We start from the raw sequence: 21,967 nt of genomic DNA, 5'->3' as shown, positions 1-21,967 counted from the left end.
CTCTCGGGAGGTGGTGCCCGGGGCGTGGCGGCAGGTCAGGGGTGCCGCCACGCCCCGGGGTCTCAGGGAGGGGTCGGATCGGGACGGGGCCCGATCAGGGGAAGAGCCGGCCGTACTCGGCCAGGGCGACCGCGACGTCGACCTGTGCCCAGAACCGGTGGTAGGTGAAGGTCGGCGCGGGGCCGGTTCCCTTCAGGTAGGCGTCCACCTTCGGCCAGTCCGGGTCGTTCTTGTAGAAGGACCGGATGGACAGGAAGGTCGAGCCGGAGTCGATGACGTCGCCGTTGGGCATCTTTCCGGTCCAGCCGGCCGGCACGTGAACCGGGTCGTCCAGGCGGCTGTAGTCGGCCTTGGTCTCCGGCACGGAGACGCCCCTGGCGTCCTGGTTGTGCTTCCACATGCCGTCCAGCAGGCCCTTGGCGACGCTCTTGGCCTTGGCGTCCCCCGACTTGGCCGCGTAGTACATCAGCGCCTTGGCGTACGAACCGGCCACGCCCACGTCGCTGGTGTAGTCCTTGACGGTGACGTGCAGTCCGGCGTTGGGGCCGGGGTCGTCGGGGTTCCAGGTGTCCGGCTGACCGGTCCACACCAGCGTCGACGGCATCCGGAACGTCCCGTCGGCGTTGACCGTGGTGTGGTCGGTCGCCCACGTGACCCACTTGTCCAGCACGGCCTTGGCGTCGGCGTTGCCGGTCGCGTAGTACAGCTCCGCGACCCGCTCCATCGTCCAGGCCTGGAAGCCGAACCACTGGTTGGACGGCGGGTCGTGGTAGACCGGCTGCCAGTCGTAGGTCATGCCGTAGAAGGTCGGCAGGTTCGCCGGCCGCTCGGCGTAGTGGCCCTGCCAGCTGTTGGTGGCGCCTCCGGCGATGGCACCCTCGGCCGACTGGAGCCAGCGGTAGAACTCCAGTTGCCGCTTCAGGCTGGTGCTCCAGTCCTGCACCGCCGTCGTGCCCTTGGGCTTGAGCACGTCCACGTTGGACAGCACCCAGGCGGCCATCGGGTTCTGGTAGCCGGAGTGGTTGTGGCTGGAGCCGATCCGCCAGGCCCAGCCCGCGGAGGTGTCCAGCGCACCGCCCCAGGCGTAGTACCAGCTCATCAGGTAGGCGGCGCTGTCCTTGCCGGTGCCGGCCGGGCACGAGGTGCTGGCGCAACCCTGCTTCTTGAAGTACTTGTCGTACATCGCGTAGCGCAGGTAGTCGCCCATCTTCGCGGCCTTGGCGACCGTCGCCGAGACCTGCGACGCCTTGCCCTGCTCGGAGGCCCAGGTGTGTGCCCAGTAGGCCACCTGGACGGCGCGGGCGTCGGCGTCGGGAGCGTTGGTGTACTTCCACTGCCTGGCGTAGTTGCTGTCGCCGGTGAACAGGTCCAGGAAGCCGTTGCGGCCACCGTGCTTGAAGGTGTCGCAGGACGGTTGCGGGATGGTCTCGAAGACCGACTCCTCGGAACCGCGCTGGTAGGTGTTGATGTACGCGGGCTTGGTGGTGCCGTCGCCGCAACGGCCGAACCCGTAGGTGTTGTCCACGTCCAGCAGCCAGTGCATGCCGTAGACGTCGCTGGTGCCGTACGCGGCCTTCAACTCACCGGCGATCGGGTCGACGCCGACCGAGACGCCGCCGTCCAGCCTGGACGGGTACTGCTTGACGTCGTCCCACTCCCCGGCGTACGTGGCGGGCTTGGCCGGGTTGTAGAAGGAGTTGGTCGGCTGGTCGGCGGTCGCCGGGATGATGTACTTCTCCATCGAGGCCCAGGCGGCGTTGAACCTGCTCCAGTCGCCGGTCACCTTGCCGTAGGCCGCCTCAAGCCACAGGTAGTAGCTGTAGGCCTCGGAGGTGGTCTCGTGCCCGTGGTCCGGCGCCTCGACCATGAGGGTCTCGACGGAGTGGTAGGGCACGCCCTGCGGTGAGAAGTAGCCGTTCGCCGGGTCTTTGATCTTGTTGTACAGCGCGGTGAAGCGCTTGGCGTACTCGTTGTCGCCGCCGGTGTCGTTGTCGACCTCGGTGGCGGTCGCCTTGGCGGCGGCGTGCCCGGTGGCGGCCGAGGTGAACTCGGCGCTGCCCGAGGTCCGGTCGGAGTCCTCGGCGGCGGCGAGCTTCACCGTCTGGGCGGTGTTCCAGTTGGCCGGGGTGAAGGTCAGCGACGCGCCGGAGGAGACGGTCAGGTCGTCGTCGCCGTCCGTCCGCGAAGTGGTGACGGTGACGTTCGCGGCGGGGGCCCTGGAGAGCTTGACCGACAGGCCGGCGTCGCCGCCCTCGGGGACGGCGACCGTGGCCGGGGTGAGGAGCACGGCGGGGCCCGAGTCGGGGCCGACGGTGATGCCGACCGGGTCGGAGGTCCTGGTCGCCCCCTTGTCGTCGGTGGCCCGTGCGGTGATCGAGTAGCTGCCCGCGGGGACGCCCGTCCACTGGTGGGAGTACGGCGCGCTGGTGTCGCTGCCCAGCGGTGTGGTCCCGTTGAAGAACTCGACCTTGCTCACGGTGCCGTCCGCGTCGGCCGCGTCGGCGGTGATCTCCACCGTGGCGGGTGCGGTGAAGGTCGCTCCGGCGGCGGGCTTTGTGATCTTCACGGTGGGCGGCAGGTTGTCCGGAGTGGTTCCGCCGCAGGCGGTGCCGTTGATCGTGAAGCCGGTCGGTTTGGGGTTGCTCCCGGACCAGCTGCCATTGAACCCGATGCTGGTGGAGGCCCCGGTGGCCAGGTTGCCGTTCCAGTCGAGGTTCTTGGCCGTGACGCTCTGCCCGCTCTGCGACCACGTGGCGCTCCAGCCCTGGAGGACCTTCTGGGTGCCCGCCGGGAAGTCGAAGCCGAGCGTCCAGCCGTTCAGCGGGTCGCCCAGGTTCTTGATGGAGACGCCGGCGGTGAAGCCGCCCTGCCAGTCGTTGGTCGTGTAGGTGACGTCGCAGGCGATGGCCGCGTGCGCGGGGGCGGCCGCGAGGGCGGTCATCGTCCCGGCTGTGAGGCTGAGCAGCGCCAGCGCGGCGACTCGTCTTCGGAGGCGTGGGAGCGCTCCCGCTTTGATGGGCAACCGATGCATGGGAATGGGCCTCCAGGGGTGGGATCTCCACGAAGTCGCTGGTCGCTGCTCCGTATCGGATCGGGCGGGGGAGGGAGAATGTGGGAGCGCTCCCATAACGGATTCTGGGGGCGGTCCCCGGGATGTCAATGGCATGTTCTCCCGGTTACGTCGGCGTTTCCGGTGCCATGCCGCCAGGCTGCTGCGATCCGGGGGCGGGCCACGCACCCCTCTCTGCGGAGGCTGAAACTTTCAAGTCGAGCACTTGTTCTCCATGAGCTCTCCCTGTGAACGACCGAGGACCGCCCGCCGGGGCGGACGGTCCTCGTGACGGTGCTCCCCGGATCGGGAACCGGACGGGTGACGCCGGAGGGCCGGCCCGCCGGGCCGGCGGTGGTGAGGCCGATGACGACCGACCGCCCGGCGGGCGGGTCCTTCGCCCGGCCGGTGCCCCGGCCGCCCAGGTCGTCCCGCCGGCCGTGACGGCGGCGCTTCACGCGCTGCCGCGCGTCACGCCGGACGGCATGGAACAGTGCTCGCCCGCTGAGGCGGTCCTGGTGAACGACAGGAACTGCTTCCTGTGCTTCGTGGCGTCGGTGGTGGTGGCGAACACCCGTTTCACCCGGCCCTTGAAGTCGATCACCACGGCCTGGTAACCGGAGCCCCGCTTCCGCCAGGCCGCGATGTGCTGGTCGTCATACCAGCCGATGATCCGGTAGGCCGTGAACGAGATCTGGGCCTTCGGCTCCCCGCCGGCGGTGGGCCGGACGTCCTTAGCGGCCGGGGAACAGCGCGGGTATGTCACCGTCATCCGTATCGGCCTCGATGGACCAGCTCATGGGCGAAGTCTCCTGAGATCGCAGCGCCGCGCGCTCAGCATCACAGGACGTGCTTGCGCCTCGCTTGGAGATCACCAGAAGGCACCCGCCGGGAGCGCGGCGACCAGGGTGATTGCGATCACCGCGCTCCCGGTCCGGACCCTTCGCGCCGGTCTACCCGCTCAGCGCGACCGAGACGAGCCGGAGCTGGGCCTCCAGCGCGTCGCGGAGCTCATCGGACAGGGCTCCTTCCCGGTGCCGGTCGGCGATCTTTCCGTGGACGGAGGTGAGATCGCGGGAGCAGCAGACGGTGTTGGCCAGGACCTGACGCAGGTCCAGGGCCACGTCCGGGCGGATGGTGCCCTCGTCCTGGCCCTCGGCCAGCAGCGCGTTGAACCGCCGGACGCTCTGGCCGAGGCTCGGCGCCACCGTCCGCACCTCGTCCGTCGTGGGGTGCGATCCCACGCCGGGCTCGTCCCGGAGAGCGGGCCCGGGTGAGGAGGGGACGGACGTGGCCGACTCGGAGCGTGCGGCCCCGGGAGTCAGGGCCGGGCCGGACCGTGTGGCTTCGGGACGCGAGGTGGCGGAATCGAGGACCGTGGTCGGGGCCTCGCTGTGCCGGAGACCCGCTGCCTGGCCGCTCCGGGGGTCGGAGAGCTGACTCCACACCACGACCGCCGCCATGGCGGAAGCCACCGCCGCAGCCACCGCCGAGGCCGGCGTCCAGCGCACGAGCCCGATCCGGCGGGGGGGTCGTGCCAGTGCCTCCGTCAGCTCGTCGGCCACCTCCCGCGCCTTCGGGCGGGCCTCGGGCCGGTGCGCCAGGCAGTCACGGCAGAGGACGCCGATCCTCGTGGGCATCCCCGGCACGTCCGGGACCGGTGGCGGGCCCTCCCGCCGCGTGTTCTCGATCTCCTCCCAGGTGCGTTCCGGGTACGGCGGGGCGCCGGTGAGCATCTCGAACAGCAGCACGCCGAGCGCGTAGACGTCGCTCGCCGGGTCGGCGGCGGCACCGGTGAGGCGCTCGGGCGCCACATAGGGCGGAGTGCCGTAACCGGATGTCCGGTCGTCGTCGTCCTCGCCGACGAAAGCCGCGATCCCGAAGTCGAGCAGCTTGGCCCCGGTGGGGGTCAGCAGCACGTTCCCGGCGGTGACGTCCCGGTGGACGATGCCGCGTTCGTGGGCGGCGGCCAGCACGGTGGCCAGCCTGGCGGCGATGAGCGCCGCCTCCGCCCACGGCAGCGGCCCCTCGGCGATCCGGTCCGCCAGCGGGTGTCCCTCCAGCAGACGCATCACCACGTAGGCGGCCAGGCGTCCGTGCGAGGTCACGGTCTCCCCGTAGTCGTAGACCTCGATCGCGTCGGGATGGACGAGGCGCGCGGTGGCGCGTGCCTCCCGGCGGATCAGCTCGCGCTCCCCGCGGTCGGCGCCGAGTTCCCCGTCCAGCAGCTTGACCGCGACCATCCGCTGCAACGACTGGTCGAAGGCGCGCCAGATCACGCTCATGCCGCCCCAGGCGATCCTCTCCAGCAACAGGTACCTGCGGGTGAGGACGTCGCCCGCGCGGAGCCCGCCCGGGTCAGGATGACTCACGGACCACCAGCTCCGTGGGCAGCACGGGGTTGTTGCGGGAACCGGTTTCGGCCGAACGCATCGACAACAGCAGCAGCCGGGTGGCGAGTGCCGCGAACTCCTCCACGGGCTGGCGCACGGTGGTCAGCGGCGGGGAGGTCCGCCGGGAGGCGGGGGAGTCGTCGAAGCCGACGACGGCCACGTCCTCGGGGACCCGGCGTCCGGCGCGCCGCAGGGTCTGCAGGGCCGCCGCCGCCATCACGTCCGAGGCGGCGAACACCGCGTCGAGCTGCGGCATCCGGCGCAGCAGCCACTGCATTCCGTGCACGCCCGAGGCGTGGCCGAAGTCGCCGTACGCCACCGGGACACCGGTCATCCCGGCGAGGGCGAGCGTCTGCAGGAAGCCGTCGAGCCGGTCGCGTGCCGCCGGCAACGTGGGCGGACCGGCGATGACACCGATGGACCGCCGGCCGCCGAGCAGCAGGTGTTCGGCGGCCTGCCTGCCGCCGTCGCGGTTGTCCATGTCCACGTGCGGGAGGTCGATGCCGTCCGGCGGGCGGCCCGCGCTGCGCACCGGGATGCCGGAGGCGGCCAGGGTCACCGCCAACGGGTGCCTGTCGCGTGCGCCGATCAGCAGGACGCCGTCGATGCCGCCCGCGACGAGCGGCGGCGTGGCGATGGCGGCGGTGGCCGCCGTCGCGGTCATCACGGCCAGGGGGACGCGGTGCCCGGTCAGCACCTCCTCGGCGGCGGTGATCATGCGGGCGTAGAACGGCTCGGTGAAGAGCCGGTGTGCGGGTTCGCAGACCACCACGGCCACGACCTGGTCGGATCGGCGGCCGGAGCCGCCACGGGGAGCGCGATGCCGTACGTAACCTAGACGCGAGATCGCGTCGTGCACCTGTCTGCGAGCCGACGTGCTGACTCTGACTGAACCGGTGAGTACCCGGGACGCGGTGGCGGGGGAGACCCCCGCCTCGGCAGCGACCTGGGCAAGTGTGGGTAGATCGGCCATAACTTCCTCCACACCAAGATTCCGCACAGGTGGGAGCGCTCCCAGTGAACGTAGCATTGTTTCGGAAGGGTCAAAAGATGTTTCCGAAAAATCACTACGCGTATGTCAAATCTCTCTGACAGGCCAGTCAGGGGCAAGTATCGACATGATGATGGAATCGTGCCATTCACCGTCCAGGAGAAGCGTGTCGCGGCACACGCCTTCCCGGACAAAGCCGATCTTCTGGTAGACGTGGGCGGCCCGCTCGTTGAAGGAGTAGACGTCGAGGCTCACCCGGTGCAGCGGGGTGGTGCCGAAGGCGTGGTCGAGAACCAGGCGGATCGCCTCGCTGCCGTACCCCTTGCCGTAGACACGCGGGCCGAGCAGCGCGATGCGCAGGTTGCACGAGAGGTTGACCGGGTCGAGCTGGTTGAGCACGATCTCGCCGACGTACCCGTCGTCCTCCGCGCTGCAGATCGCCAGGTCCAGCCGGTCGTCGTGCTCACCCCGTGAGGCGTACCACTTCCTGGTCGCCTCGTAGTCGGGGACCCCCTGGGAGCCGGTCAGCCGGACGGTCTCGGGGTCGTTGGCGAGCTCCCAGAGGCCGTCGACGTATTCAAGACCGACGGGACGAAGGGTAACGAGTTTCCCGAAAAGAGTGGGTTTTTCAGCGAACATCACCCGGTGTGTCTACCGTCCCGGCGGCACGGTTGCAATCCCATTCCCGCTCCGGAGCGGACGCGCCGCCCTTACCAGGGACCGTACGGCCCGTGGCTGCCGCCGCCCTTGCCGATCTCCCGCACGGCGGGCCGCACGTCGGCCAGGTAGATGCCGGACGCGATGACGGACGCGATCGTGAAGATGCTCAGCACGCTGATGTACTGCACCGCGGCGGCGAAGCCGAACAGCGCCGCCAGACCCAGGATGACCAGCCACAGGTTCTTGGTCTGCTTGCCGGTGACCGCGAACGCCTGGGCCGGAGTCTTGAGGGCGTGCAGGAGCGCCCAGCCGGACAGGGCGAAGACCCCGACGGCCAGGATCCAGAAGACCAGGTCCAGGGCACCGTGGATTTGGATCATCATCTCTCCAGAACGTTCGCCTCGCCGGTGTCTCTCACCCTATGCCGAAAGTCCGCCGCGCGTCGTCCGCGACGTTGGGCGGGGCGGGGCGGGGCGGGGGAGCGGGCGGGCGGTTCGGGGAGAAGCCCGCCCCGGACGCGTGCCCGGGGCGGGCTGCGGACCCCCGGTCGCCCCGGCCCCGCGGCCGGTCAGGCGCCGGCGGTGTCGTTCTCGGCCGCGGACGACTTCGGCGCACGGGTGGTCTTCTTCGGGGCCGGAGCGGCGGCGGCCGGCTCGGCGGCCTCGGAGACCTCCTCAAGTTCCAGGGCGGCCTCACCGCTCGCCTTGGAGACGACCTTGCGGCCGCGGGTGGCGAACTCCTCGTAGATCTCGACGGCCCGCACCGCGACCAGGTCGGCGTAGTCGCGCGCCTTCTCCGGGAACTCCCTGGCGTAACCCTCGGCCTTGCCGGCCAGCTCCCGGGCCTTGACGGGCAGTTCCTTGGCGACCTCGCCGAGCTCGCCGCGACGGCTCTGCAGCCTCTGAAGCTGCTCGGGAAGCTCACGGAGCTTCTCGACGGCGAAGTCACCGGCGCCCGCGACGGCGTAGAACGGCTTGGAGTCGGCGAGCTTCTTGACTTCGGTGGTGATGGGCATGGGTTAACCTTCCTTGGTTTCCTGTGTGATGCGATCGCTTCCCGGGGAGGCCGCGTACGGTTTCAACGCGGCCAGGTACGCCTCGGGCAGCGCCTCGTCGTCCGGCGAGGAGCCCGCGTCACCCGGCTGGGGCTCCGGTGCGGGATGCGCTTTCTGGGAGGTCTGCGCATCCTCGTCCGGAGCCTCGGCGCGGTTCTCCTTGCGGAACGACTCGTAGATGTCGATGAGCACCTGGCGCTGGCGCTCGGTGATGAAGTGGTCGGCCCTGATCGCGGTCAGCACGTCGCTGTCCGGCTCGCGCTCCTCGATGAGGCCGGCCTGGACGTACAGCGCCTGCGAGGAGATGTGCAGGCCCTTGGCGATCTGGTTCAGGATCTCGGCGCTGGGCTTGCGCAGCCCCCGCTCGATCTGGCTGAGGTAGGGGTTGGACACTCCCGCCGCCGCGGCGAGCTGACGCAGAGATATCTTCGCGTGCTTGCGCTGCTCCCGGATGTACTCACCGATCGAGCCGACCTTGGGTAGTGCCATGCCTCCAGTCTGCCTCGCTCTGCTTGCAATTGCAAACGGGGAGGCTAACAGTTGCAAGCACGGGGTCGTGCGCTCAGTGCGGGACCAGCCACAGCAGCGGTGCCGACGAGGTCAGGGTGATCGAGAAGGCGACGATGGCGTAGCGGATCCGGCGGGGCAGGGACGGGCCGGGGGTGACCAGGCGTTCCACCCGTGCCATCACGGCGGCCGAGGAGGAGGCGGTGGCGCCCAGGGCCCCATGCGGGGCCGGGACGGCGCCTGCCGTGCCGAAGCGCAACAGGGCGGTCGCCAGGCGCCGCGGCGAACAGTAGCGGCGGGCCACGTCGTCGGCCGCCATCTCCACCAGCAGGCCGACCTCGGCCTGGATGTCGCCGACCAGGCGGGACCAGGGCAGTGCCCGGCGGAGCGCGGCGAACGGCAGCAGCACCAGGTCGTGCCGCTCGCGGACGTGGGCGGCCTCGTGCGCGAGGACCGCGGTGAGCTCGTCGGAGGAGAGCAGCTTGAGGGTGCCCTCGCTGACCACCACCTGGGAACGCAGGCCGGGCAGGCAGTAGGCGGCGGCCCCCGGATGGTCGAGCACCCGCACCCCCGGGACCACCGGGTCGTCGCGGGCGATGAGGGCGAGCAGCGTGCGGTGGCGGTGCCGCGCACGGAGCGTCTGGACGCCCGCGGTGAGCAGGACCATGACCAGCACGCTGAGAGCGGTCAGCCCGATGATGAGGGCGAGCAGTCTGGACAGGTCGTACGGCTCGGGGGCGCCGTACCCGCCGTCGACGGCCGAGACGGCGAAGGCGTGGAGGCCGTGCAGCACGCCCAGGTTGTAGGGCTCCAGGGCGTACGCGAGCAGCGCACCGGTCCCGGCCAGCCCCCAGGTCACCCCCAGGGCCTGCCACAACACGATGGCCACGTGCGGTGCCCGGTACGTCCATCTGGCCCGGGTGAACCGCCAGGCTCCGACCGCGCAGACCACGGCGAGCGTCGCCAGGGCCGCCGCGGTCATCACTAGTCCTCCAGTTCCTCCAGGTCCGTCAGGGCCTTGCGGAGGATGTCGGCTTCGGTGCCGGTCACGGCCTGGGCGAACCTGGTGAGGGCCGCCGACCGGTCGCCGGTCATGTCCAGTGCCTCAAGCATAAGCTCCGCGATGTACGCGTCGCGGCTCTCCGCCGGTTCGTACCGCCACGCGCGGCCGTCGCGCCTGCGGACCAGGAAGCCCTTGCGGGTCAGCCGGTCGAGCACGGTCATCACCGTGGTGGGCGCGAGGTCGCGGTCGGCGATCAGACGCCCGACCTCGCGCGCCGTCACAGGAGATGGCTGTGCCCAGATGATGTCCATGATGCTGCGTTCAAGCTCGCCGAGACCCTTCACGCGTTCAAGCCTAACTCCCGCACCACGAGGGGTAGTACTACGGGTTGTCGAGTGACCTGCGTCACAGGTTCTTCACCATGTAGATCTCATCCCGGTCGTCGCCCGGGGTCGGCCGGATCGCCTTCGGGATCCGGCCGACCTCGGTGTATCCCAGGCGGGCGTAGAACCCGTCGGTCCCGGTGCCGCCGCGGACCGTCAGGTGCAGCGCCTCGGCGCCCAGACCACGGGCGGCGTCGTCGGCGGCGCGCAGCAACAGCGCCCCGTACCCCCGGCCCTGGTGTTTGGGGTGGACCATCACCCGCAGCACCCAGCGCCAGTGGGCCCGCAGCGGAGACCCGGTATCGCCCAGGATGAGCCAGCAGGCCACCCGGCCCTCCGGGGTGAAGCCGACCAGCAGGTGGTCGGTCTCACCGCACGCCGCGAAGGACCTGACGGCCGTGGGCCTGATGTCGTCGGGGGTCACCGGTGGAACGAAGCCCACCGACCCGCCGGCGTTCGTCACGTCCGTCCAGCAGTCGATGAGTTCGTCCGTCAGGGCGCCGGTGAGTTCGGGATCCACCACGAAGCTCAGCTGTTCCGCGAGGCTCGGTTCCGCCATGGCATGACCTTATCGGCCGCCCTTCCGGGGCGGCCGCGGTGGTGGGACCCGCCCCGGGACGCCTGCCCCGGCCTCCCGGGCTCGGGCACCTGCCCCGGCCTCCTGGGCTCGGGCAGCCGGCCCGGCGCTCCTGGACCCGGTGCTCTCGGACCCGGCGGTCGTGGTCCCCGCCGGGCGGCGTCAGAGGGGGGCGACCGCGGCCCAGGAGACGGTGATCTCACCGAGCCGCCAGCGCGACCGGCCGCCGAGCGGAGGCCGCACGGCCACCGGCCAGGTGGCGGCGAGCGTCTCCGCGGCGGCGATCCAGCGCCGGCGGGAGCCGTAGGCCGCGAAGGGAGCGCTGACCGCCCAGGCGCGGTCGAAGTCGCGCAGGAAGGCGTGGACGGGCTCACCCGGCACGTTGCGGTGGATGAGCGTCTTGGGCAGTCGGTCGGCCAGGTCGGAGGGACGCTCGAAGGCGTCGAAGCGGGCCGAGAAGGTGAGGGTCCGGGGGCCTGCGCGGTCGAGCCCCACCCAGACCGCGCGGTGCCCCACCTCCGAGCAGGTGCCTTCGACGATCACCCCGTCCGGCGCGAGCCGCCGCCGGAGCATCTCCCAGTACTCCCACGCCCGCGCCTCGTCGTACTGCCTGAGCACGTTGAACGCCCTGACCAGCAGGGGCGGGCGGTCCACCGGCAGCTCGAAACCGCCCAGCGCGAACGACAGCCCCGGACACGCGTGGGGTCCGGCCGCCGCGACCCGCGCCGGGTCGATCTCGATCCCGACGACCTCGACAGAGGGGCAGACCCGGCGCAGCCGCAGGAACATCTCCAGGGTCGTGACGTGGGAGGCCCCGTAGCCGAGGTCGACCACCAGCGGGCGGTCGGCTCCGCGCAGCAGGCGCCCGTGCGCGGCGGCGACCCACCGGTCCGCGCGCCGCAGGCGGTTGTGGCCGGTGGTCCCCCTGGTGATCTCTCCGATGGGTTTCGCCACGGTCAGACGCGGTGGATCTTGTGCTGGGCGGCCTGGGCACGGGGGCGGATGACCATGCGGTCGATGTTCACGTGGGCCGGGCGGGTCACACTCCAGGCGATGGCGTCGGCCACGTCGTCGGCGGACAGCGGGCCGGGCACCCCCTCGTAGACGCGGCCGGCGGCGGTGGCGTCACCGCGGAAACGGTTCAGGGAGAACTCCTCGGTGTGCACCATCCCCGGGGCGATCTCGACGATCCGGACCGGCTGCCCGACCAGTTCCAGCCGCAGCACCTCGGTCATCGAGGTCTGCGCGTGCTTGGCCGCGTTGTAGCCGCCGCCGCCCTCGTACGAGACCAGCCCGGCCACCGAGGTCAGCATCAGCAGCACGCCGTCTCCGGACTCGATCAGCCGGGGCAGCAGCGCCTGGGTGACGCGGAGGGTGCCGAGCACGTTGACGTCGTACATCCGCTGCCAGTCGGCCACCTTCCCGGTGGCCACCGGCTCCAGGCCGATCGCGCCGCCGGCGTTGTTGACCAGCACGTCGCAGCGGTCGAGCGAGGCGGCGAACGCGTCCACCGACTCCTGCGACGTCACGTCCAGCGTGGCCGCGCGGATGCCCGGCACCTCGGCGGCCAGCCGGTCCAGCCGGTCGCGGCGCCGCGCCGCGGCCACCACGTCGAAGCCCTCCGCGGCCAGCCGGCGGGCCGTCGCCTCGCCGATCCCACTGCTGGCCCCTGTCACCACAGCCGTCTTCCTCATGGCCCACCATCCTGCCAGGGTCGTCCGAGGTGACCCGAACGCGGCCATGTGTCGGGAATGTTGCGGATTAATAGGTAGTTGAGCCCTCTCGGAGGTGGTGTCGGTGAGGCGACGGCGGGTCAACCGGGTCGCGACGATCAGTATGCACACGTCCCCCCTGGACCAACCGGGGACCGGAGACGCGGGCGGCATGAACGTCTATATCGTCGAGGTAGCCAAACGACTGGCCGAGCTGGGGGTGGAGGTCGAGATCTTCACCCGGCAGACGTCGCGGGACCTGCCACCGACCGCGGAGATCGTTCCCGGCGTCTCCGTCCGTCACATCACCGCCGGGCCGTACGAGGAACTCGACAAGGGCGACCTGCCCGGCCAGCTCTGCGCGTTCCTGTCGGGCGTGCTGCGGACCGAGGCCATGTACGAACCGGGCCGCTACGACGTCATCCACTCCCACTACTGGCTTTCCGGCCAGGTCGGCTGGCTCGCCAAGGAACGCTGGGGCCTGCCGCTGGTGCACACCATGCACACCATGGCCAAGGTGAAGAACCTCCTGCTGGCCGAGGACGACCGGCCCGAGCCGACCGCCCGGGTGCTGGGCGAGCAGCAGGTCGTGGACGTGGCCGACCGCCTGGTGGCCAACACCCCGACCGAGGCCCGTGAGCTCGTCGAGCTGTACGACGCGACCCCCGAACGCGTCGAGGTGGTCAACCCCGGGGTCAACCTCACGGTCTTCCAGCCCGCCTCCAAAGGCGCGGCGCGTCACCGGCTGAACCTGCCCCAGGACGCCCACGTGCTGCTGTTCGTGGGCCGCGTGCAACCGCTGAAGGCCCCCGACGTGCTGTTGCGCGCCGCGGCCCGGATGCTCATCGAGGACCCCTCGCTCAGGTCCAGGCTGGTCGTCGCCTGCGTCGGCGGCCCCAGCGGCAACGGCCTGGCCCGGCCCTCGTACCTGACCGACGTGGCCGCCTCACTGGGGATCTCGGACGTGGTCCGGATCGTCCCCCCGGCTCCCCAGCACGAACTGGCCGACTGGTACCGCGCCGCGGACGTGACGGTCGTCCCCTCGCACAGCGAGTCGTTCGGCCTGGTGGCCCTGGAGTCGCAGGCGTGCGGCACCCCGGTGGTCGCCGCGTCCGTGGGCGGCCTGCGCACCGCGGTGCGCGACGGCGTGTCCGGTGCGCTCGTCGAGGGGCACGACCCGCACGACTGGGCACAGACGCTGAGCCGCTTCCTGCGCATGCCCGCCTGGCGGGAGGCCCTGTCGGCGGGTGCCGTGGCCCAGGCCGCGGCCTTCGGCTGGTCGGCCACCGCGGCGCGGCTCGCCGAGGTCTACGCCGGGGCGATGGCCGACCTCCACCGGCTCCCGGTGGCCGTCAACTCCTGAAAAGCTCCTGGTGGCCGTCAACTCCTGAAAAGGGGAACGCCCTTCCCGGGCTCGGACGCCCCCGGGCCCGGCCGTAGGGTGGGCGCATGCGTGAAGTGATCGAGGCGGCGCTGAAGGACGCGGAGATCTCCTTCGAGGAGGCCCGGCCGGGCGCCTTCCTGGCCCGGCTTCCCGGCCAGAAAAAGCTCACGACCATGGTCTGGCTGATCGTCGGCGGTGAGGCGCTGAACGTCGAGGCGTTCTTCTGCCGCCGGCCCGACGAGAACCACGCCGAGTTCTACCGCTGGCTGCTCACCAAGAACGGCTCCATGTACGGCGTGCACTTCTCCCTCGACCGGGAGGGCGACGTCTACCTGGTGGGCCGGGTCCCCGCGGCCGCGGTCACCGCGGAGGAGATCGACCGGCTCCTCGGATGCGTCCTGACCTACGCCGACGAGGGGTTCAACCGCGCGCTGGAGCTCGGCTTCGCCTCCTCGATCCGGCGCGAGTGGGCGTGGCGGGTCAAGCACGGCGAGTCGCTCGCCAACCTGCGGGCGTTCGCCGGCTTCGCCGACCCCGACTCCGACCGCTGACCCGCCGGACCCATCGCCCGGCGACGGCCGCCGGGCGGTCGGAGCCGGGGGCAGCGGCCGGTGGCCGGGGTCGCCGGGAGGCCGCCCACTAAGCTGGACGGCATGTCGACTTTGGTGCTGCTTCGGCACGGTGAGAGTGAGTGGAACGCCAAGGGTCTGTTCACCGGATGGGTGGACGCCGGGCTCTCGGCCAAGGGCGAGGAGGAGGCCCGCCGGGGAGGCAGGCTGCTCGTCGAGGCCGGGGTGCGGCCCGACACGGTGCACACCTCCCTGCTGACCCGGGCGATCCAGACGGCCAACCTCGCGCTGGGCGTCGCCGACCTGCTGTGGCTGCCGGTCACCAGGTCCTGGCGGCTCAACGAGCGCCACTACGGAGCCCTGCAGGGCAAGGACAAGGCGCAGACGCGTGCCGAGTTCGGCGACGAGCAGTTCATGCTCTGGCGGCGCTCCTACGACGTCCCGCCCCCGCCGATCGCCGACGACGACGAGTTCTCCCAGGTCGGCGACGCCCGCTACGGGCACATGCCGAGCGAGCTCGTCCCGCGGAGCGAGTGCCTCAAGGACGTCGTCCAGCGCATGCTGCCGTACTGGTTCGACCGGATCGTGCCGGACCTCGCGGCGGGCAGGACCGTCCTGGTCGCCGCGCACGGCAACTCGCTCCGCGCGCTGGTCAAGCACCTGGACGGGATCGGCGACGACGAGATCGCCGGGCTCAACATCCCCACGGGCATCCCGCTGGTGTACGAGCTGGACGGCGACTTCCACCCCGTCGCCAAGGGGGGCCGCTACCTCGACCCCGACGCCGCGGCGGCCGCGGCCGAGGCCGTGGCCAACCAGGGCAGGTGACCCGGATACTCCTCGTATGACAGGAGGGGCCCGCCGGATCCGGCGGGCCCCTCCTGTCATACGTCCGCCTCCCGCCCGGTCGCCTCGGGTGTCCGGCGCCGTCCGGTGCCCTCGGCCTCGCGGGCACCGGGCGGGTCCGTCCCCCCGGCAGGCGACCGCGGCGTCCGGACGTTCACATGGCGGTGACGTCGTGCGGACGCGAGCCCGTCACCAGGTAGACCACGTCGCGGGCGACGCGGACGGCGTGGTCGGCGTAGCGCTCGTAGTAGCGGCCGATCAGCGTCACGTCGATGGCCGGCTCGACGCCGTACCTCCAGTCGGGGGCCATCAGGACCTTGAACAGCCTGCGGTGCAGCCGGTCCATCGCGTCGTCGTCGGCTTCCAGCTCCAGGGCCGTCTCCACGTCGCGCGAGGCCACGCAACTGCCGGCCTTGGTGACGAGACGCTCGGCGACCTGCCCCATCTCCAGGATCGTGGCACGCATCTCCGGCGGGACCGCGGACTCGGGGTGGCGCAGCCTGGCGACCTTGGCGACGTGCTGGGCCAGGTCGCCCATCCGCTCCAGGTCGGCGCCCATCCGGAGCGCGGCGATGATCATCCTGAGGTCCACCGCGACCGGTTGCTGCCTGGCCATCAGGTCGAAGATGGACGTCTCGACCTCGGCGAAGATGCGGTCGACCTCCTCGTCGTGGGAGATGACGCTCTCCGCGAGGTGCAGGTCCGCGTCCAGCAGGGCGGTGGTGGCCCGCGAGATCGCCGACCTCACCAACCTGGTCATCTCGACCAGCCGCACGGTGAGGGCGTCGAGTTCGTCGTGGTAGGCGTCGCGCATGGCACCCAACGTACGCGCGCGACGGTGAACGAACCTCGACCATAAAATGAACTTTGCGGGAAAGAGCGTGGTCACCCCCCCTGACCTGTCCCCAAGCGGGAAACCCCCACCTACCATCGAGGACGTGAAGGCTACGGGAGGACCACGTGAGTGAACTGATGGCGAGTCTGGCCGTGTTGGCCGGCTTCGTCGTGGGTGCGCTGGCCGTGATGGTCGTCCGCCAGGGGATGGTGCAACAGAGGCCGGTGGCATCCCTCGACGGCGTCGACCCCGGGGCGCTGCCTCCGGGGGTCGCCTCGGTCCTGGCCGTGCTGCCGTCGTCGGCGGTCGTGCTCGACAGGCAGGACCGGGTGCTGCGGGCCAGTTCGGCGGCGCGGGCCTTCGGCCTGGTCAAGGGCGACCGCCTGATGGCCGCCGAGCTGCTCGCGCTGGCCAGGAAGGTGCGCCGGGACGGCGAGATCCGCGAGAGCGAGATCGAGGTGATCGGCCACCGGTTCGGCCAGGAGGCGACCAGTTTCGCCGTGCGGGTCGCCCCGCTGGGCTCCTACGGCCAGGTGCTCGTCCTCGCCGAGGACCAGACCGAGCACCGCAGGGTCGAGGCGGTCCGCCGCGACTTCGTGGCCAACGTCAGCCACGAGCTCAAGACACCCGTGGGTGCGCTGTCGCTGCTGGCCGAGACCATCCAGGACGCCGCCGACGACCCCGAGGCGGTCACCCGGTTCGCCGGACGCATGCAGCACGAGGCCGCCCGCCTGACCTACCTGGTCCAGGACCTCATCACCCTCTCGCGCATCCAGGGCGCCGAACCCATCCCCACCCCGGGCCCGGTCCCCATCGACGAGGTGGTGCACGATGCCATCGACCGCTGCAACACCACCGCGGCGGCCAAGGACATCACCCTGGTCGCCGGCGGCGCCGAGGGGCTGCAGATCTGGGGGGACGACGAACTCCTCATCACCGCGTTGCGCAACCTCATCGACAACGCGGTCGCCTACAGTCCCGAGCACACCCGGGTCGTGGTCAGCGCCCGGGTGGCCGGCCCGCACTCCGACTCGGTCGAGATCAGCGTGAGCGACCAGGGGATCGGCATCCCCGAGAGCGCACAGGAGCGGATCTTCGAGCGTTTCTTCCGCGTCGACGCGGCACGTTCGCGCGCGACCGGCGGCACAGGTCTCGGCCTGGCCATCGTCAAGCACGTGGCCGCCGCCCACAACGGGGCGGTCACGGTCTGGAGCAAGGAAGGTTCCGGCTCCACCTTCACACTCCGCCTGCCCGCGTTCGGCGGCATGGCGGTCGCAACCCCCGGTACCACCAAGATCCCCCTGGAGGCCGCGCAGTGACCCGCGTGCTTGTAGTCGAGGACGAGGAGTCGTTCTCCGACGCCCTGTCGTACATGCTGCGCAAGGAGGGCTTCGAGGTCGCCGTGGCAGCCACCGGGCCCGAGGCGCTGGAGACCTTCGACCGCAGCGGCGCCGACCTGGTGCTGCTCGACCTGATGCTCCCGGGCCTGCCCGGAACCGAGGTCTGTCGCTCGCTCCGCCAGCGCTCGAACGTGCCCGTCATCATGCTCACGGCCAAGGACAGCGAGATCGACAAGGTCGTGGGGCTGGAACTCGGCGCCGACGACTACGTCACCAAGCCCTTCTCCTCGCGGGAGCTGGTGGCCCGCATCCGGGCGGTGCTGCGCAGGCAGGGCGACGTGGAGGAGCCGGAGTCCGCGGTGCTCGCCGCCGGCCCGGTCCGCATGGACGTCGACCGGCACACCGTCGCGGTGCGCGGCGAGGCGGTGCAGCTTCCGCTGAAGGAGTTCGAGCTGCTGGAGGTGCTGCTCCGCAACGCCGGCCGGGTCCTCACCCGGGGGCAGCTCATCGACCGGGTCTGGGGCGCCGACTACGTGGGCGACACCAAGACCCTGGACGTCCACGTCAAGCGGCTGCGTGCCAAGGTCGAGTCGGACCCGTCCAACCCGCGCTGCATCCTCACCGTCCGGGGCCTGGGCTACAAGTTCGACCCCGTCGAGGTCTGAGGTCTCGCCGCGGTCCGGACGTCTCGCCCGGACCGGGCGTCCTGTTCGGACCCGGATGTCTCGCCCGGACCTGGCGCGGGGCCGGCGAGACGACCGAGGCCCGGTACGGCGCGTCCGCGCCGTGCCGGGCCCTTCCGTCTTCCGGCGGGTGCATGCCCTCCGGTCTCCTGACGGGCCGTACGGGCCCTTCGGCCTGCTTCCCCCGCCTCGTTCCCTCTGGCGGCGCCACACCGCCACAGGGGCTCCTGAGGCGGTGTGGCGGCCTTCGCGACCCCGCTGCGGCTTCGGTGGTCCTCAGCGGCCTTCAGTGGCTCTCAGTGGCCTTCGGTGCCGTGGTCGCCCTCACCCGCGGTGGAGGCGCTGGGCGTCGGGGTGGGAGTGGGGGCGGGGGTGGCGTTCGGAGCCGCCGGGTAGGCGGTGAACTCGCGGCTGCGGGTGATGACCGGGATCGTCAGCGGCACGACGCCCGCGTTGGTGAACTGCAACTGCACGGTGATGCTCTCACCGCCGCGAAGCGGCTTCTTGAGGCCCTCGATCAGGATCCCCGGCGTCGGCTGGCCGGTCGCCACCCGCTGGTTGGGGGGGAGGGTGACGGGCGCGCTCACCTTCGCGGTGCCCACGGCGGGGTCGACGCCGAGACCGACGAGCGTGTCGGGCGTCTGGTTGGTGTTGACCATCGACAGGTACAGCGGCGTGGAGCCGCCGGCGGCCAGCTGCGCGCCGCTGTCGGGGCCGAGGAAGAACGCCTGCGAGATCTTGATGCCCTGCTCGGTGTTGACGGCCAGTGCCTCGGTGGGGGCGTAGGGCTTGTTGGTGGTCGCGTCGAAACCGGCCCCACAGCCGGCCAGGGCCGGGGCGGCTGCGAGGAACGCGGCGGCGGCGATCGCCCGGTGACGGCGGTTGCGGGTCACGGTACGAGTACTCCTTGTCACACATGCGATGGGACAGGGCCAACCCTATCCATGAGCCGCACCGGGTTTTCCGGCGGCCCACCCGATCACCGCAAGACGAGAACGCAGGTCATAGCCGCTTTTTAGCTCGTTGATTCATACAGTTGCGTGTTTGTCAAGTCATAAGATGCGGCTTTGACCTGCAGTTATGGTGATTTCACTGTTCCGGGAGGCTGTGGATACGTGGTACTCTTGAGTACAGCGGAAGGGGTACTTGTCACATGACTTTCCAGGTCGGCGACACTGTCGTCTACCCCCACCACGGGGCTGCTCGGATCGAGGCGATCACGACCCGAACCATCAAAGGTGAGGAAAGGACCTACCTGGTTCTCAAGGTCGACAAGGGCGACCTTACCGTCCAGGTGCCGGCAGACAACGCCGAACTCGTTGGTGTTCGCGATGTCGTCGGGCAGGAGGGCCTTGAGCGCGTCTTCGACGTGCTTCGCATGCCTCACACCGAAGAGCCCACGAACTGGTCGCGCCGTTACAAGGCAAACCTTGAGAAGCTGGCGTCCGGCGACGTCAACAAGGTGGCCGAGGTCGTCCGCGACCTGTGGCGACGCGACAGGGAGCGTGGACTCTCCGCAGGAGAGAAGCGGATGCTGGCTAAGGCGCGGCAGATCCTGGTCAGTGAGCTCGCGCTCGCGGAGAAGACCAACGAGGACAAGGCCGAAGCCCTGTTGGACGAGGTTCTCAACTCCTGAACACGACATTTCCGAGGGTGGGCGTCGGTGTCGACGTCCACCCCTTCGCATCCGGTCGCGAACTCCATCTCGCCGGGCTCCACTGGCCAGGCGAAACAGGTCTGGCCGGACACTCCGACGGTGACACCGCGGCGCACGCGGCCTGTGACGCGTTGCTGTCCGCGGCCGGTCTGGGTGATCTCGGCGGCCTGTTCGGCACGGCCGATCCCCGCTGGGCCGGTGCCTCCGGCGTCACCCTCCTGGAGGAGACCGCGCGCCAGGTGCGCGCCGCCGGTTTCGAGATCGGCAACGTGGCGATCCAGGTGGTCGGCAACAGGCCCAAGATGGCGCCCCGCCGCGCCGAGGCCGAGAAGGTTCTCAGCGCCGCCGTGGGTGCCCCGGTGAGCGTCAGCGCCACCACCACCGACGGGCTCGGCCTCACCGGCAGAGGTGAGGGAATCGCCGCGATCGCCACCGCGATCGTGGTGAACCCGTAGGACCACTCCGGCGTCTTCTCGTACGGAACGCGGACGCGTTCCGGCGAGCGGCGCGGAATGCTCGCGATTCATTCCAGGGTGGCCCGTTTACTGGCGCGGTACGGGCCACCCTTTTTCTCGCCGGACGATTTGTGAATCGCCGGTCGGCCCATGGCCGTCGTGCCGCGGGCGGGAATGCGGGAGTTCACCCGAGGGAGACCCGGCCGGTGGAGGCCCCCGCCCGGCGTCGGTGGCGGGCCTCGGAACGCCGCATCCGGCGCGGTCCCGGGAATCCCGCCGATGAGAATCTTCCGACTCCAGGTGTATTCGTGACGCGTGGGGTAGCCACCTCCACCGTGAGAGTGAAGGTCTCGCCCTCACTGGGAGGTTGAAATGACTATCGCGTCCATTCTGGGAGCCATCGTCATCGGGGCCGTCGTCGGTGCTCTCGGCCGTCTGGTGCTTCCCGGCCGCCAGACGATCGGCTGGGTTCTGACCGTCGCCGTCGGTATCGTGGCCGCGCTGATCGGTACCGCGATCGCCCAGAGCGTCGGTGTCTCCACCACCCCCGGCATCGACTGGATCGAGCTGGTGATGCAGGTGGTCCTGGCCGCCGTCGGCGTCGGTCTGGTGGCCGGCTTCAAGCGCTCCAGGGTCTAGGCAGCGGGACGAACCGTCCCCGTCACCTCGCCGAGGCTCAGCGGGATTCCTTCCGGCCCGGAAGCGGCCGCGGTGATGCGCACCGTGTCGCCGTCCTCCAGGAAGACCCGCTCGGTCCCGTCAGGCATACCGAGCGGGTCCCGGCCGTTCCAGGCCAGTTCCAGCAGTGTTCCGAACTGGCTGCGGGCCGATCCCGACACGGGCCCCGAGGTGATCAGATCGCCGGCCCGCAGCGGGGCGCCGCCCACCGACATGTGGGCGAATAGCTGCGGGCCGGTCCAATACTGGACGGCGAACGGCGGTTCCGACAGAAGCCTGCCGTTCAGCTCCACCCGCAGGGTGAGGTCCAGACCCCACGGCCTCCGAACGGCCAGGTAGGGCGGCGGAGGCGGGTCCTGGACGGGCGGCGCCACCCTGGCGTGCTCCAGCGCCGCGAGCGGTACCACCCACGGCGAGACCGAGGTGGCGAACTGTCCGAGGAACGGCCCGAGCGGCGCGCTCTCCCAGGCGATGATGTCCCACGCACGCCAGCCGTTGACCAGCACCACCCCGAAGACGTGATCCTCGAACGACCACGTCCCCGGCCCGTGCGGAGAGGGAGTCGGCCCGCCGACCACGTATCCGATCTCGGCGGACAGGTCCAGCCGGGTGGACGGGCCGAAGACCGGGTCGCTCTCGCCCGGGCCCCGCAGCTGCCCGTACGGGCGTACGACCGGAGTCCCGGAGACGACCACGCTCGACGCCCTGCCGTACTGCCCGATGGGCATCCGAGGCCAGTTGCGCGGCAGCGGGTCGGCCGGTGGCCGGAACATCCGCCCCAGGTTGGTCTCGTGCTCGATGGACGTCTGGAAGCGGATCAGGTCGCCCACGTGGAAGGGCAGGTGCATCCGCACCTCGACCACGGGCACGAGCGCCGGCAGCACCGCCGGGCGCCGCGCCGGCTCGGTGAGCAGGGAGATCAGCTGCTCCCTGACGCTCTGCCAGACACGCGGTCCTGCGGACAGGAAGGCGTTGAGGGTGCCGGAGGCGAACCAGTGGGAGTCCTTCAGCACCCCGTTGGCGGCCAGCAGACTCAGGTCGAGCACCTGCCCGCCGACGGCCACCCCGACCCGCGGAAACTCGCCACGGCGTGAGAAGACCCCGTAGGGCAGGTTGCTCACCGGGAAGCCGCTGTCGTCGGAAGCCTTTACCCAGCACGTTGTCACGCCCGCATGGTTCCCCGGATCGGGT

Annotated in this window: 24 protein-coding genes; 8 read left to right on the top strand and 16 right to left on the bottom strand. The window is 70.8% G+C overall.

What is annotated here, in order from left to right; all coding sequences use genetic code 11:
- Positions 1–94: 94 nt before the first annotated feature.
- The 13 genes from F4562_RS13785 to F4562_RS13725 form a co-directional block, all read right to left on the bottom strand.
- Positions 95–3,031 (bottom strand): glycoside hydrolase family 48 protein, encoded by a 2,937-nt coding sequence (locus tag F4562_RS13785; RefSeq protein ID WP_184537949.1) that lies wholly within the window; start codon positions 3,029–3,031, stop codon positions 95–97.
- A gap of 472 nt (positions 3,032–3,503) precedes the next feature.
- A complete protein-coding gene (locus F4562_RS13780; protein WP_184537951.1) occupies positions 3,504–3,821 on the bottom strand; it encodes a hypothetical protein in 318 nt (105 codons plus the stop codon).
- Positions 3,822–4,002: 181 nt separating this feature from the next.
- Positions 4,003–5,421 carry a serine/threonine-protein kinase gene (locus F4562_RS13775; protein ID WP_184537953.1) on the bottom strand — a complete coding sequence of 473 codons (1,419 nt, stop codon included), beginning with the start codon at positions 5,419–5,421 and terminating at the stop codon, positions 4,003–4,005.
- Positions 5,408–6,415: a LacI family DNA-binding transcriptional regulator gene (locus tag F4562_RS13770; protein ID WP_184537955.1), complete on the bottom strand. Its 1,008-nt coding sequence runs from the start codon at positions 6,413–6,415 to the stop codon at positions 5,408–5,410. The genes F4562_RS13775 and F4562_RS13770 overlap by 14 nt, the downstream gene beginning before the upstream one ends.
- A 105-nt stretch (positions 6,416–6,520) precedes the next feature.
- Positions 6,521–7,072, bottom strand: a complete 552-nt coding sequence (locus F4562_RS13765) for a GNAT family N-acetyltransferase (protein ID WP_184537957.1) — start codon at positions 7,070–7,072, stop codon at positions 6,521–6,523.
- A gap of 71 nt (positions 7,073–7,143) precedes the next feature.
- On the bottom strand, positions 7,144–7,473 hold the full coding sequence (locus tag F4562_RS13760; protein ID WP_184537959.1) for a DUF2516 family protein: 330 nt from the start codon (positions 7,471–7,473) through the stop codon (positions 7,144–7,146).
- A gap of 188 nt (positions 7,474–7,661) precedes the next feature.
- Positions 7,662–8,108: a hypothetical protein gene (locus F4562_RS13755; protein ID WP_184537961.1), complete on the bottom strand. Its 447-nt coding sequence runs from the start codon at positions 8,106–8,108 to the stop codon at positions 7,662–7,664.
- Positions 8,109–8,111: 3 nt separating this feature from the next.
- Positions 8,112–8,636, bottom strand: coding sequence for a helix-turn-helix domain-containing protein (locus tag F4562_RS13750; protein WP_184537962.1), 525 nt, complete (start codon positions 8,634–8,636; stop codon positions 8,112–8,114).
- Positions 8,637–8,709: 73 nt separating this feature from the next.
- Complete coding sequence (locus F4562_RS13745; protein WP_221206109.1) at positions 8,710–9,636, bottom strand: M56 family metallopeptidase; 927 nt, start codon at positions 9,634–9,636, stop codon at positions 8,710–8,712.
- A 2-nt stretch (positions 9,637–9,638) separates the two neighbouring features.
- Positions 9,639–10,001 (bottom strand): BlaI/MecI/CopY family transcriptional regulator, encoded by a 363-nt coding sequence (locus tag F4562_RS13740; protein ID WP_184537966.1) that lies wholly within the window; start codon positions 9,999–10,001, stop codon positions 9,639–9,641.
- 61 nt (positions 10,002–10,062) lie between these two features.
- Positions 10,063–10,599, bottom strand: coding sequence for a GNAT family N-acetyltransferase (locus F4562_RS13735; protein ID WP_184537968.1), 537 nt, complete (start codon positions 10,597–10,599; stop codon positions 10,063–10,065).
- 180 nt (positions 10,600–10,779) lie between these two features.
- Positions 10,780–11,571 carry a class I SAM-dependent methyltransferase gene (locus F4562_RS13730; protein ID WP_184537970.1) on the bottom strand — a complete coding sequence of 264 codons (792 nt, stop codon included), beginning with the start codon at positions 11,569–11,571 and terminating at the stop codon, positions 10,780–10,782.
- A gap of 2 nt (positions 11,572–11,573) precedes the next feature.
- The gene (locus tag F4562_RS13725; RefSeq protein WP_184537972.1) at positions 11,574–12,311 is read right to left on the bottom strand and encodes an SDR family oxidoreductase; all 738 of its coding nucleotides are present in this window, start codon (positions 12,309–12,311) and stop codon (positions 11,574–11,576) included.
- Positions 12,312–12,453: 142 nt separating this feature from the next.
- Between F4562_RS13725 and mshA the strand changes: the two genes are divergently transcribed.
- The 3 genes from mshA (at position 12,454) to F4562_RS13710 (ending at position 15,110) form a co-directional block, all read left to right on the top strand.
- Positions 12,454–13,692, top strand: coding sequence for a D-inositol-3-phosphate glycosyltransferase (gene mshA, locus F4562_RS13720; RefSeq protein WP_221206300.1), 1,239 nt, complete (start codon positions 12,454–12,456; stop codon positions 13,690–13,692).
- 86 nt (positions 13,693–13,778) lie between these two features.
- Positions 13,779–14,264, top strand: coding sequence for a type III secretion system chaperone family protein (locus F4562_RS13715; protein WP_184537976.1), 486 nt, complete (start codon positions 13,779–13,781; stop codon positions 14,262–14,264).
- A gap of 102 nt (positions 14,265–14,366) precedes the next feature.
- Positions 14,367–15,110 carry a phosphoglyceromutase gene (locus F4562_RS13710; RefSeq protein ID WP_184537978.1) on the top strand — a complete coding sequence of 248 codons (744 nt, stop codon included), beginning with the start codon at positions 14,367–14,369 and terminating at the stop codon, positions 15,108–15,110.
- 172 nt (positions 15,111–15,282) lie between these two features.
- On the opposite strand, the gene phoU is transcribed toward F4562_RS13710, so the two are convergent.
- Positions 15,283–15,942: a phosphate signaling complex protein PhoU gene (gene phoU, locus F4562_RS13705; RefSeq protein WP_184537980.1), complete on the bottom strand. Its 660-nt coding sequence runs from the start codon at positions 15,940–15,942 to the stop codon at positions 15,283–15,285.
- A 158-nt stretch (positions 15,943–16,100) separates the two neighbouring features.
- On the opposite strand from phoU, the gene F4562_RS13700 reads away from it, so the two are divergent.
- Positions 16,101–17,282, top strand: a complete 1,182-nt coding sequence (locus F4562_RS13700; RefSeq protein ID WP_184539512.1) for a sensor histidine kinase — start codon at positions 16,101–16,103, stop codon at positions 17,280–17,282.
- Positions 17,279–17,968, top strand: coding sequence for a response regulator (locus F4562_RS13695; RefSeq protein ID WP_184537982.1), 690 nt, complete (start codon positions 17,279–17,281; stop codon positions 17,966–17,968). The genes F4562_RS13700 and F4562_RS13695 overlap by 4 nt, the downstream gene beginning before the upstream one ends.
- A 314-nt stretch (positions 17,969–18,282) precedes the next feature.
- Here F4562_RS13695 and F4562_RS13690 read toward each other — a convergent pair whose 3' ends face one another.
- Positions 18,283–18,879: a copper chaperone PCu(A)C gene (locus tag F4562_RS13690; RefSeq protein ID WP_184537984.1), complete on the bottom strand. Its 597-nt coding sequence runs from the start codon at positions 18,877–18,879 to the stop codon at positions 18,283–18,285.
- Positions 18,880–19,139: 260 nt separating this feature from the next.
- Between F4562_RS13690 and F4562_RS13685 the strand changes: the two genes are divergently transcribed.
- From F4562_RS13685 to F4562_RS13675, 3 genes are all read left to right on the top strand, one after another.
- Positions 19,140–19,622, top strand: coding sequence for a CarD family transcriptional regulator (locus tag F4562_RS13685; protein WP_030924410.1), 483 nt, complete (start codon positions 19,140–19,142; stop codon positions 19,620–19,622).
- Between the two features lie 17 nt (positions 19,623–19,639).
- Complete coding sequence (gene ispF / locus F4562_RS13680) at positions 19,640–20,098, top strand: 2-C-methyl-D-erythritol 2,4-cyclodiphosphate synthase (RefSeq protein WP_184537986.1); 459 nt, start codon at positions 19,640–19,642, stop codon at positions 20,096–20,098.
- A 372-nt stretch (positions 20,099–20,470) separates the two neighbouring features.
- Positions 20,471–20,737, top strand: a complete 267-nt coding sequence (locus tag F4562_RS13675; protein WP_184537988.1) for a GlsB/YeaQ/YmgE family stress response membrane protein — start codon at positions 20,471–20,473, stop codon at positions 20,735–20,737.
- On the opposite strand, the gene F4562_RS13670 is transcribed toward F4562_RS13675, so the two are convergent.
- The gene (locus tag F4562_RS13670; protein ID WP_184537990.1) at positions 20,734–21,942 is read right to left on the bottom strand and encodes a fumarylacetoacetate hydrolase family protein; all 1,209 of its coding nucleotides are present in this window, start codon (positions 21,940–21,942) and stop codon (positions 20,734–20,736) included. The genes F4562_RS13675 and F4562_RS13670 overlap by 4 nt on opposite strands.
- Between the last annotated feature and the right edge of the window lie 25 nt (positions 21,943–21,967).

The organism is Streptosporangium becharense (assembly GCF_014204985.1).
In the GTDB taxonomy this organism is placed as follows: Bacteria; Actinomycetota; Actinomycetes; order Streptosporangiales; family Streptosporangiaceae; genus Streptosporangium; species Streptosporangium becharense.
This window is presented reverse-complemented; position numbering and strand designations above follow the sequence as displayed.